The 11,775-nt window shown below is 65.7% G+C and carries 11 protein-coding genes; 10 read left to right on the forward strand and 1 reads right to left on the reverse strand.

The window, feature by feature from the left end; translation table 11 throughout:
- The first annotated feature begins 27 nt into the window (after positions 1–27).
- On the forward strand, positions 28–1,185 hold the full coding sequence (locus tag AB3X99_RS03195; protein WP_368616098.1) for an acyl-CoA dehydrogenase family protein: 1,158 nt from the start codon (positions 28–30) through the stop codon (positions 1,183–1,185).
- Positions 1,186–1,226: 41 nt separating this feature from the next.
- On the opposite strand, the gene AB3X99_RS03200 is transcribed toward AB3X99_RS03195, so the two are convergent.
- The gene (locus tag AB3X99_RS03200; protein ID WP_342945534.1) at positions 1,227–2,129 is read right to left on the reverse strand and encodes a LysR substrate-binding domain-containing protein; all 903 of its coding nucleotides are present in this window, start codon (positions 2,127–2,129) and stop codon (positions 1,227–1,229) included.
- Between the two features lie 293 nt (positions 2,130–2,422).
- Here AB3X99_RS03200 and AB3X99_RS03205 point away from each other — a divergent pair, with 293 nt between their 5' ends.
- The 9 genes from AB3X99_RS03205 to AB3X99_RS03245 all read left to right on the forward strand — a co-directional run bounded on the left by AB3X99_RS03205 (position 2,423) and on the right by AB3X99_RS03245 (position 11,743).
- Complete coding sequence (locus tag AB3X99_RS03205) at positions 2,423–3,328, forward strand: SDR family NAD(P)-dependent oxidoreductase (protein WP_368604923.1); 906 nt, start codon at positions 2,423–2,425, stop codon at positions 3,326–3,328.
- Entirely contained in the window at positions 3,328–4,620 is a 1,293-nt protein-coding gene (locus AB3X99_RS03210; protein ID WP_368616099.1) for an acetyl-CoA hydrolase/transferase family protein, read from the forward strand. The genes AB3X99_RS03205 and AB3X99_RS03210 overlap by 1 nt, the downstream gene beginning before the upstream one ends.
- A 62-nt stretch (positions 4,621–4,682) precedes the next feature.
- Positions 4,683–5,882 (forward strand): acetyl-CoA C-acetyltransferase, encoded by a 1,200-nt coding sequence (locus AB3X99_RS03215; protein ID WP_368616100.1) that lies wholly within the window; start codon positions 4,683–4,685, stop codon positions 5,880–5,882.
- A gap of 47 nt (positions 5,883–5,929) precedes the next feature.
- The gene (locus AB3X99_RS03220) at positions 5,930–7,105 is read left to right on the forward strand and encodes a phenylacetate--CoA ligase family protein (RefSeq protein WP_368616101.1); all 1,176 of its coding nucleotides are present in this window, start codon (positions 5,930–5,932) and stop codon (positions 7,103–7,105) included.
- Positions 7,102–8,238, forward strand: coding sequence for a biotin/lipoate A/B protein ligase family protein (locus AB3X99_RS03225; RefSeq protein WP_368616102.1), 1,137 nt, complete (start codon positions 7,102–7,104; stop codon positions 8,236–8,238). The genes AB3X99_RS03220 and AB3X99_RS03225 overlap by 4 nt, the downstream gene beginning before the upstream one ends.
- Entirely contained in the window at positions 8,235–9,026 is a 792-nt protein-coding gene (locus AB3X99_RS03230; RefSeq protein ID WP_368616103.1) for an enoyl-CoA hydratase/isomerase family protein, read from the forward strand. Before AB3X99_RS03225 ends, AB3X99_RS03230 begins: the two co-directional genes overlap by 4 nt.
- 21 nt (positions 9,027–9,047) lie before the next feature.
- Complete coding sequence (locus AB3X99_RS03235) at positions 9,048–9,917, forward strand: MaoC/PaaZ C-terminal domain-containing protein (protein ID WP_342945540.1); 870 nt, start codon at positions 9,048–9,050, stop codon at positions 9,915–9,917.
- 33 nt (positions 9,918–9,950) lie between these two features.
- Complete coding sequence (locus tag AB3X99_RS03240) at positions 9,951–10,739, forward strand: citryl-CoA lyase (protein WP_133183498.1); 789 nt, start codon at positions 9,951–9,953, stop codon at positions 10,737–10,739.
- A gap of 158 nt (positions 10,740–10,897) precedes the next feature.
- A complete protein-coding gene (locus AB3X99_RS03245) occupies positions 10,898–11,743 on the forward strand; it encodes a MaoC family dehydratase N-terminal domain-containing protein (protein ID WP_069262466.1) in 846 nt (281 codons plus the stop codon).
- Positions 11,744–11,775: the final 32 nt, after the last annotated feature.

Here is an 11,775-nt window from a genome sequence, read left to right on the forward strand (position 1 = left end):
CCGATCAACGATTGCAGGGCATACACCATGATTCGCGACCAGGAAACGATGAACGTTCTGCTCGACAACGTCGCGCGCTTCGTGCGCGAGCGTCTCGTGCCGAACGAAGAGCGCGTGGCCGAAACCGATGAAATTCCGGCCGATATCGTCGATGACATGAAGGCCATGGGCCTCTTTGGCCTGACCATCCCGGAGCAGTACGGCGGGCTCGATCTCACGATGGAAGAAGAAGTGCTCGTGATGTTCGAACTCGGCAAGACTTCGCCCGCGTTTCGCTCGATCATCGGCACGACGGTAGGTATCGGCTCGCAGGGCATCGTGATCGACGGCACCGACGAGCAAAAGGCAACATGGCTGCCGAAGCTTGCGAGCGGCGAGATCATCGCGAGCTTCGCGCTCACGGAGCCGGGCGCGGGCTCGGACGCCGCATCGATCAAGACGCGCGCCGAGCGGCGCGGCGACCACTACGTGGTGAACGGCACCAAGCGCTTCATCACGAATGCGCCGCAGGCCGGCATGTTTACACTGATGGCGCGCACCAATCCCGACGAGCCGCGCGCGGGCGGCATCACCTCGTTCATCGTCGACGCAAAAACGCCCGGCATCAACTTCGGCAAGCGCGACAAGAAGATGGGCCAGCGCGGCGCGCATACCTGCGACGTCATCTTCGAGGACGTGAAGGTGCCCGCGAAAAACATCATCGGCGGCAAAGAAGGTGTGGGCTTCAAGACCGCGATGAAGGTGCTCGACAAGGGGCGTATTCATATCGCGGCGATCTGCGTGGGCGTGGCGCAGCGCATGCTCGACGACGCGCTGCGCTACGCGATGGAGCGCGAGCAGTTCGGCGAGAAGATCGCCGAGTTCCAGCTCGTGCAGGCCATGCTCGCCGATAGCCAGACCGAACTCTACGCGGCGCGCTGCATGGTGCTCGACGCGGCGCGCCGCCGCGATGCCGGCCAGAACGTGAGCACCGAGGCCGCGTGCGCGAAGCTCTTCGCATCCGAAATGTGCGGGCGGGTGGCAGACCGCGCGGTGCAGATTTTCGGCGGCGCGGGCTATATGTCCGACTATGGCATCGAGCGTTTCTACCGCGATGTGCGCATCTTCCGCATCTACGAAGGCACGAGCCAGATCCAGCAGATCGTCATTGCGCGCAACATGATTCGGGCGGCCGGCGGGCGCTAGTCGAGAGGGGCGGCGCGCAGCACGCGCGCCGCGTCATGGGGCTATTCGAGGCGGCCGATGCCGTCGGCCACCAGCAGATCGACGAGCTTGCGCGCGAACAGCGGCAGCGCATCGCGGTCGGTCATGCAGATCTGCAGTTTGCGCACGGCCCACTCGTCGGTGAGCGGCACGATCTTGAGCGACATGGTTTGCGCGTGGCGGCGCGCCGTACCTTCGGGCAGCACGCCAATGCCGATGTTCGCCTCGATCATGCGGCACGCGGCTTCGAAATTGCCGATCTGGATGCGCCAGCGTATCGTGCGTTGCAGATCCGACGAGGCGCGCTTGAGAAACGAGAAAATCGCGCTTTCGTCGGGCGGCCCGATGAAGTCGTAGTCGAGCGTATCGGCAAACGCCATCTCGCTCGCTTGCGAAAGCGGGTGGCTGAGCGCGGTGACGAGCACGAGCCGGTCGCGCCGGTAGGGCAGCACCTGCAGTCCCTCGGTGCGCACATTGCCGGCCACGATGCCGATATCGATCGTGCCGTCCTGCACGGCGCGCACGATATCGGGCGAAAGGCGCTCGTGAATGTCCACGTACACGTCGGGATGATTGATGAGGTAGGTGCGCAGCACGGCAGGCAGGAACTCGCTCATCGCCGTGGTGTTCGCAAACACGCGCACATGGCCCTTCACCCCCTGCGAATATTCCTGCAAGTCTCCCGTGAGTTGCTCGAGTTGCTTGAGCACGCGGCGCGCGTGGGCGAGCAGCGTCTCGCCGGGGCCCGTTAGCGTGACCCCCTGGCTCGTGCGGCTCAAGAGCTTCACGCCCACCTGTTCTTCGAGATTCTTGATACGCGTGCTCGCCGCGGGCAGCGACAGGTGCGCGCGTTCCGCGCCGCGCGTGAGGCTGCTCGCCTCGGCTACGTGGGTGAAGAGCTTCAGGTCGACGAGATCGAAATGCATGGGTTGACTTGCCGTGACTCCAATGTGCGTCAGCTCGTTCGTTAGAGGGATGCGAAAAACATGAGGGGCGAGCAGACTCCAGCCATTATTGCGCCGCGGCGCGACGCACGCCATTAGCGATAGTACGGGTTAATCCTGGCCGAAACAGGCGTTCGGCATATCCAAATTGTGCAGCTTTGGCCGATGCGTCAAGCTGCAACACGAACGGCACAGCTTGCCGCATCACGATTCAAATCGAATGAATGCCCGGCGCAGCGCGGGCTGGAGGAGCGAAAACGATGACGACGCAACGAATGCTGGACGGCAAGGTCGTGGTGGTGACAGGATCGGGCGGCGGCATTGGCCGCGATATCGCGCTCATGATGGCGCGCCACGGCGCGAAAGTCGTGGTGAACGACGTGGGCGCCACGCTCACCGGCGAGGGCCATAACGACGGCCCCGCGCAAGCCGTCGTGAACGAGATCACGGCGTTCGACGGCCAGGCCACGGCGAACACCGACAGCGTGGCCGACGCCGCCGGCGCCGCCCGCATCGTGCAGAACGCGCTGGACGTGTTCGGCCGTATCGATTGCGTGGTGAACAACGCGGGCATCCTGCGCGACCGCTTCTTCCACAAGATGAGCGAAGAGGAGTGGGACGCCGTGCTCAAGGTTCACCTCTACGGCTCTTACTACGTTTCGCGCGCCGCCGCCGACCACTTCAAGGAGCAGCGCAGCGGGGCGTTCGTGCATATGACGTCCACGTCCGGGCTGATCGGCAATCTCGCGCAGGCCAACTATAGCGCCGCGAAGCTCGGCATTGCGGGCCTGTCGAAATCCATCGCGCTCGATCTGGAAAAGTTCGGTATCCGTTCGAACTGCATCGCGCCGTTCGCCTGGAGCCGCATGATCAACTCTATCAAGATCGATTCGCCGGAACAGGAAGCACGCGTTGCCAAGATCAAGCAGATGACGCCCGCGAAGATCGCGCCGCTCGCCGTCTACCTCGCGAGCGAACAGGCCGCCGACGTGACGGGCCAGATTTTCGCGGTCCGCAACAACGAAATCTTCCTGATGAGCCAGCCGCGCCCCGTGCGTTCGGTGCATCGCGGCGAAGGCTGGACGCCGGAGACGATCGCCGAGCATGCCATGCCGGCGCTGCGCAAGTCGTTCCATACGCTCGATGTTTCTGCCGATGTCTTCAGCTGGGACCCCGTCTGATGACGCGCGGCCCGCGCGCGGCGCGCGTCGTCGACGCCGCGCAGCTCGATTTCGCGCAGTATGTGCGCCGGGGTGACACGCTCGCATGGGGCCAGTGCGGTGCGGAGCCGTGCACGCTCACGGCGCTGCTGATGGCGCAGCGCAAGGCGACGGGCGGGCGCTTTCGCGTGTTCGTGGGCGCTTCGTGGTCCGACACACTCGAGCCCGAGTATGCTGACTGCGTGGACTTCATGGCCTATGGCGCATCGGGTACGAACCGGCGGCTCGAACGCGAAGGCGTGCTCGACATCCTCCCGTGTCACTACTCGCAGTTTCGCAGCGTGCTGACTACGGGTCCGAACCGCATCGACGTGTTGCTGCTGCAAGTTGCCCCCGCCGATGAGGCGGGCCGCTACAGCCTCTCGATCGCCCATGAGTATCTCGTGCCGCTGATCGACAGTGCGCGCGTGGTCATTGCGGAGGTAAATGCGGCGGCGCCGTGGACCTTCGGCGAGCGCATGTTGTGCGGCGATGATTTCGACGTGCTGATCCATACCGACCGCGCGCCGCTGGAAGCGCCTGCCACGCAGGCCGGCGACATCGAGCGGCGCATCGCGCAGCACGCCGCATCCCTGATCGAAGACGGCTCGACAATCCAGTTCGGGCTGGGCGCGCTGCCCGAGGCCATCGTCGCGCAGTTGCGCGACCGGCGCGACCTTGGCGTGCATAGCGGCACCATCGGCGACGCCGTGGTCGATCTGATCGAAGCGGGGGTGGTGACGAATGCCCGCAAGCCGCGCGATCGAGGCGTGAGCGTGGCCGGCACGATGATGGGCACGCGCAAGGTCTACGCGCATGCGCACCGCAATGCGCAGATTCAGTTTCGCGCCACGGCCTATACCCACGACATCGACGTGCTCGGCAGCCTCGACCGGTTCGTGGCGATCAACTCGGCGCTCGAAGTCGATTTGACGGGGCAGGTCAATGCGGAAGCTGCAGGCGGTCGCTATGTGGGCGCCGTGGGCGGGGCGCTCGATTTCATGCGCGGCGCGGCGCGCTCGCACGGGGGCGTCGCGATCGTCGCGCTCGCAGCCAGCACGCGGCATGGCAGTCGCATCGTCGCGCGTCTTTCGGGGCCGGTCAGCACGCCGCGCAGCGACGCCGCGGTGATCGTCACCGAGCACGGCGTGGCCGATCTGCGCGGGCTCACGCTCGCCCAGCGCACCGAGCGCATGCTCGCCATCGCGCCGCCAGAATGGCGCGAACAGCTGGCGGCGCAACACCATGCGCGGCGGGATGCGATAGCGGTTTGACGGTACGCAGGCACACGACGCGGCGAACAACAACAACCAGACTCCATGTAAAGGAATCCGAAATGAGAAGAGCAGCGATAGTCGCACCCGTACGCACGCCGGTCGGCACCTTCGGCGGCAGCCTGCGCCCTGTTTCCGTCGAAACGCTCGCGGCCACGGTGCTGCGCGAAACCATCGCGCGCAGCCGCGTGGACCCGGCACGCATCGAGGACGTGGTCTTCGCGCAATCGTATGCGAACAGCGAAACGCCTTGCATCGGCCGCTGGGCTGCGCTCGAAGCAGGGCTGCCCGTGCAGGTGCCCGGCATGCAGCTCGATCGCCGTTGCGGCGGCGGGCTGCAGGCGGTCGTGACCGCCGCGATGATGGTGCAGAGCGGCGCGGCGGACGTGGTCGTGGCCGGCGGCGTGGAAAGCATGAGCAATATCGAGTACTACACGACCGACATGCGTTGGGGCGCTCGCGCAGGCTCGGTGAAGATGCACGACCGTCTCGAGCGTGGCCGCGAACGCTCGCAGCCCGAAGCGCGCTTCGGCTACATCTCCGGGATGATCGAAACGGCTGAAAACCTCGCGAAGGAATACGGCATCACGCGCGAGGAAGCGGACGCGTACGCCGTGCGCAGCCACCAGCGCGCCGCGGCGGCATGGGAGTCGGGCCGCTTCGCCGACGAGGTGGTGGCGGTTTCGGTGCCGCAACGCAAGGGCGACCCGGTGCTGTTCGCACGCGACGAAGGCGTGCGCGCCGACGCAAGCGAGGTGTCGCTCGCGAAGCTCAAGCCGCTCATGAAAGGCGGCACGGTGACGGCGGGCAACGCGAGCCAGCAGAACGACGCCGCGGCTGCGTGCCTGATCGTCGCCGAAGACCAGCTCGACAAACTGGGCCTCACGCCGCTCGGTTACCTCACGGGCTGGGCAGCTTCGGGATGCGAGCCCGCGACGATGGGCATCGGCCCGGTGCCGGCCGTGCAAAAGCTGCTGCACAAGACCGGGCTCAGCTTCGATCAACTCGATCTCGTCGAACTGAACGAAGCCTTCGCGTGCCAGGTGCTCGCGGTGCTCAAGGGTTGGGGCTGGCACGACGAAGCGCGGCTGAACGTGAACGGCTCGGGCATTTCGCTCGGTCATCCGATCGGCGCGACCGGCGTACGTATGCTCACGACCTTGCTTTACGAACTGCAGCGCCGCAAGGGCCGCTATGGCCTCGAAACCATGTGCGTAGGCGGCGGCCAGGGCATCGCGGCGATTTTCGAGCGGGCGGCTTGAGTACGAACGCTCTTCGCATCCCTACGGAACATAACAAGGAGGAGACGATGCTCGATGCACTCAACGCGCAGCTCGCCCGGCTGCAAACGCATCCGTTCTATGCGGGACGTCTTCCGGGCAGCGTTGCGAGCGCGGCGGAGTTCGCCGAGCGCGTGCCGCTCATGACGCGCGCCGAACTGGTGGCCGAGATGAATTGCCCCGGCTACGGCGCGTTTGCGCCGGCCATTCCGCCGGTGCGCGTGCACCTCACGCCGATGGGCGCGACGCTGGTGCCGATCCTGCAGAGCGCGGCCGATCTGCGTGCCATCGAAGCCGCGTGCGGGCAGCATCTCGACGCGTGCGGCATCGGTCCCGGCGACGTGTGCATGGTGACGTTCGGCTATCACCTCTTCGTTGCGGGGCTTTTCTATCAGACCCAAATGGAAGCGCGCGGCGTGGCGTGCATTCCGCATGGCCCGGGCGAGACCGAGCGCGCGGCACGTGTCGCGCAGCAATGCGGCGTGACGGTGCTGGCCGGTAATCCGTCGCATGCGCTCAAGCTCATCGAAGCGGGTTGCCCCGTGCCGCGCGTGTTCTTCGCGGGTGGCGAAGCGTTCACGGGCAATGCCGCGCTGTACGCCCGCGTGCGCGAAGCGATGCCGGGCACGTTGTTGATCGACAGTTACTCGCTTTCCGAATGCCTGCCGGTGGCGCGGACATTCCCCGGTGGTACGGGGGTGCATGTGTTCGACGAACTGCTGTACGCCGAAGTCATCGACCCGGACACCGGCAATCCGGTTGCCGAGGGCGAACGTGGCGAACTCGTGCTCACGCATCTGAACAAGGAACTGCAACCGCTCGTGCGCTATCGCACTGGCGACCTCACCATGCTCGAGCGCACTGCGCCCGTGCATGGGCGCACGGTGTCGCTGCCGCGCGTGGTGTTCGGCCGTGCAGATTCGATGGTGAAGATCAAGGGCGTGAAGGTCTACCCATCCGAATTGAAGACGGTGCTGCTGGGCCTGGAGGGCGCGACGGGCGCCTATCGGCTCGTGGTCGGCACTAAGACTCATGGCGGCGACCATCTGACGCTGCAGGTGGAAGGGACGGTGCAGGGCGGTGCGATCGAGGCCATAGCCGAGCGCTTCAAGCGCCAGACGCTCATACACGCGGACGCCATCGAGACGGTCGCGAAGCTCGAGGGCGCGGCACTCGTAGAAGATCAACGGAGAGAGACGACATGAATGCAAGCGCAACGCACACCCCAACCCCGTGGCGACTCGTCGTAGGCGGCCACAGCTACGCGGACTTTTCCATTTCGGTGTCGCCGGCCGTCGAGTGCGCCGTGGCCGAGAATCTCGTACCGCCCACGGTCTATCTGAACGTCTTCAACGAAGACAGCATCACCGTAGGCGTGAACGAAGATCCGAACCAGGTGCTCGATCTGCCGTTCTGCCGCGACAACAACGTGCTCGCGCGGCGGCGCGTGAGCGGCGGCGGCGCGATTTACGCGGGGCGCGGCTCGGCATTTCTCGCGTTCTATCTGCCCATCGGTCTGCCCGGCGTGCCCCAAACGGCGGCGCAAGCGTTTCCGACGATACTGGGCCACGTCGCCGAAGCGCTACGCGATGTGTTCGGCCTGCAAGCCGCTTATCGGCCGCTGAACGACGTCGAGATCGACGGACGCAAGCTCGTGGCCACATCGCTGAAGATCGAAGGCGGCGTGCTGACGTTCCGCATTTTGCTGAACGTGAAGGCGATCGACACGGCAATCGCGGCGCGCGCCATGCCCATGGCGCCAGAGAAGGTGAAGGACAAGAAGCACAAGGATCTCGGGTCGCGCTACACGTTTCTGGAGCAGGAACTCGGCCGCGAGGTGAGCGCCGATGAGTTGACCGCGTGGGTCACGGCCTGCGTTCGCCGCACGTTCGGGGAAGTGGCGCTCGTATCTGGCGCGCTCGGCAGTGAAGAACTCGTTTTTGCCCAGCAATACGAGCGCGAGCTGCACGAAGAGAGCTGGTTCCATGAGAAGAGCGAGGCCGCGCGTTACAGTCCAATCAGCGCGATGGGAGACCGTATCGTGCGCGGACGCGAAAAGGCGCCGGCAGGGCTGATCTGGCTGAGTCTGCTCGTGCGTGACGGCACGGTGGTCAAGGCGATCGTCAACGGCGACTGGCACCCGCGTCCGCTGGCTTCGGTCGCCTGGCTCGAAGACGGCTTCACCGGCCTTGCCGCCACGCGAGAAGCCTGCGCGGCGCATATCGAGGCATTTCTCGCACGTCCCGACGTGGAATTCGCCGGCGTTGAGCCTGTGCATCTCATCACGGCGCTCGACAAGGCACTCGCAGAACTCGCAAGCGCCGGGGTGAGCGCATGAGCGAAAAAACGGTGCTGGTTGAACAGGACGCGGGCGTCGCGACGCTCACGTTCAATCGTCCGGAGGCGAAGAACGCGCTCAACGGCGAGATGCGGGTGGAATTGCTCGAAGCCGTGCAGCGCATACGTGCCGACCGCGGCGTGCGTGCGGTCATTTTGCGCGGAGCGGGCAATGACTTCTGCTCGGGCGGCGACGTGCGCGGCATGAACGTGACGAGCGCCGAAGCGGGACGCGACCGGATCGACGACCTGCATGGCTGGGTGAGCATGCTGATCGACCTCGACCGCCCGGTGATCGCGGCCGTGGATGGGGTGTGTTACGGCGCGGGCTTCAGCTTCGCACTCGCCGCCGATTTCGTGATTGCCAGCACGCGGGCGCGCTTTTGCATGCCTTTCATGAAAGTCGGTCTCGTGCCCGATTGCGGCGCGTTCTATACGCTGCCGCGCGTGGTGGGACTCGCGCGCGCGAAGGATCTCGTCTTTACGGCGCGCGAGGTACGCGCCGCAGAAGCGAAGGAGATCGGCGCGGTGCTCGAAGTCGTCGAGCCCGAACAGCTTCATGCACGCGCTACGCAGGTCGCGGCCAGTCTCGCGACGGCGTCGCCCATTGCGTTCGGTCTGGCCAAGCGCGCGTTGAATCAGTCGCTTGGCAGCGACCTGCGCGCGATGCTCGAAATCGAGTCGGCGGCGCAGGGCATTGCGTTCACGACCGAATTCCATCGCGAAGCCGTGAAGCGCTTTCGCGAGAAGGCCGACCCGCTCTTCAAGTGGCCCGCCGCCGAGGCCTGATCTTTCATCCCACGCACCGCCATGACGATCGACTATCACACCCTGCGCAACTGGCCGTTCAAGGACGTCGAGCAAACCTATACCGCGCGCGACGCCATGCTCTACAGCCTCGCTGTGGGATACGGCGCCAATCCCGTCGATCCGGACGACCTGGCATTCGTCTACGAAAAAGAGTTGCGCGTGCCGCCGACGCTTGCCGTCGTGCTCGGCTTTCCCGGCTTCTGGGCGCGCGACCCGCGCTCGGGCATCGACTGGGTGCGGCTGTTGCACGGCGAGCAGAGCCTCGTGATGCACAAGCCGCTGCCGCCGGCCGCAACGGTGATCGGCCGCTCGCGCATCACGCGGGTGGTCGACAAAGGCGCAGGCAAGGGCGCGCTGCTCGAAATCCAGCGTAGCATTACCGACAAGGCAAGCGGCGACCTGTATGCCACCGTCACGCAGCTCACGTTCTGCCGTGGGGACGGCGGCTTCAGCGCGGACAACGGTTTGAGCGACGAAGCGCCCGCGCCGCCGCCGCCGATGCCCGAGCGCGCGCCCGATCATCATTGCGATCTGCCGACGCGCCCGGAAACGGCGCTGATTTATCGCCTGTGCGGTGACGACAACGCGTTGCATGCCGACCCGCAGGTCGCACGCGCGGCGGGTTTCGAACGGCCTATCCTGCACGGGCTCGCCACGTGGGGCGTGGCCGCGCATGCCGTGCTCAAGACGCTGTGCGCAAGCGACCCACAACGCCTCGCGGCGTTTCACGCACGCTTTACGGCACCTGTGTATCCGGGCGAGACGATCCGCACCGAGATGTGGCGAGATGGCGACGAAGTGAGTTTTCGCGCGCGCGTGCTGGAACGCGACGTGCTCGTGCTCAACCATGGGCGCGCGCAGTTGCGCTGAGCGCTATTCTGTATAACGAAGGAAATCAGGACTATGGCCCGTCAACCGAAACCGCTCGTGCGCTCCGATATCGCGTACAGCACGCCCGATCGTATCGTCGTGCGAGGCAAGAGTCTGCCCGACGAAGTGCTCGGCCACATGAATCTCGGCGACTTCGCGTTTCTGCAACTCACGGGCAAGGCGGCCACGCCGCAGCAGTCCGCGATGTTCAACGCCATCGTCATCACGCTCGTCGAGCACGGCATGACGCCAAGCGCCATCGCCGCGCGCATGACCTATGCGGGCGCGCCCGAGTCGCTGCAGGCGGCTGTCGCCGCGGGGCTATGCGGCCTCGGCTCGGTGTTCGTCGGCAGCATGGAAGGCGCGTGCCGCATGCTATCCGAAACGCTGCCTTATGACGGCCAGTGCGACGACCTGGAGAAACTCGCAGTCGATACCGTCGCCGCATGGCGCGCGCGTGGTACGCCGATTCCGGGGCTCGGCCATCCGCTGCACAAGCCCATCGATCCCCGCACGCCGCGCCTTTTCGAACTGGCCGCGCAAAACGGCATGTCGGGGCGCTATGTGACCCTCATGCAACTCATTGGCGCGGAGGCCGAGCGTGCGTCGGGCAAGGCACTGCCGATCAATGCGACGGGTGCGATCGGCGCGATTTGCTGCGAATTCGGCTTCCCGTGGCGTATCGTGCGCGGCTTCGGTGTGATGGCGCGCGCCATTGGCCTCGTGGGTCATCTGCTCGAAGAAGGCGAGCGCCCCATGTCGTTCGAGTTGTGGCAGCGCGTGGAAGACGAAGCCTCCGCCCATCTGCGCGGCGAAGCGTGAGGCCTGCGCGCGGCCGTGGTTGAAAGCCGCGTGCAAGTATCGGGCCGCAATGGTCGGGGGATTAACGAAAGCGAAAGGGCCGATTCGGCAAAGGCAACTTCGCGAAACGATGTGAGCCGTTCATAGTATGGCCAACAGTCTCGAATCGGAGAAACGCCATGCCGGAATCGCAAACGCCAACGCTCAGTGCGTGGCTCGACAAGACCGAAACGCTCACCGACGATATCACCGCGTTTCCGCTGCGCGCCCTCGCGGCCACGCTCGATCGCGAAGCCCCCGATAGCGCCGTGCCGCCGCTGTGGCACTGGCTCTATTTTCTGCCCGTCTCGCCGCTCGCGCAAGCGGGTCCCGATGGCCACCCGAAACGCGGTGGCTTTCTGCCGCCGGTCGAACTGCCGCGCCGCATGTGGGCGGGCGGACGCCTCACCTTTCACGCGCCGCTGCGCGCGGGCAGCGAGGCCGCGCGCACCTCTACCATCGCGAACATCGAGGACAAGACCGGCCGTAGCGGCCGTCTCGTGTTCGTGACCGTGCAGCATCGCTACGAGAGCGGCGGGGCGCTGTGCATCGAGGAAGAGCACGACATCGTTTATCGCGACGCGCCGCAACCCGGCGCGAGCGCGCCCAAGCCGGTAGTGGCACCCGAAGGCGAGACATGGTCGCGAACGCTCACCGCCAGTGCGCTCATGCTGTTCCGCTATTCCGCGCTGACCTTCAACGGTCATCGCATTCACTACGACTTCCCGTACGTCACGCAGGAAGAGGGCTATCCGGGCCTCGTCGTGCACGGCCCGCTCATCGCCACGCTGCTGCTCGACCTCGTGCGCCGCGAGCGGCCCGACGCCACCATCGCAACGTTTGCGTTTCGCGCGGTACGGCCCACGTTCGCAGGCCACGCGTTCACGCTGTGCGGCAAGCTCGCGGACGACGCGCGCTCGGTCGAACTCTGGGCGAAAGACCACGACGGCTATCTGACGATGCAGGCCACCGCCACGCTGGCCTGAACGGCAACACGAACTGCATAGCGAATTCATAT

It is taken from the genome of Paraburkholderia sp. BR10882, assembly GCF_040948855.1.
GTDB lineage: Bacteria > Pseudomonadota > Gammaproteobacteria > Burkholderiales > Burkholderiaceae > Paraburkholderia > Paraburkholderia nodosa_A.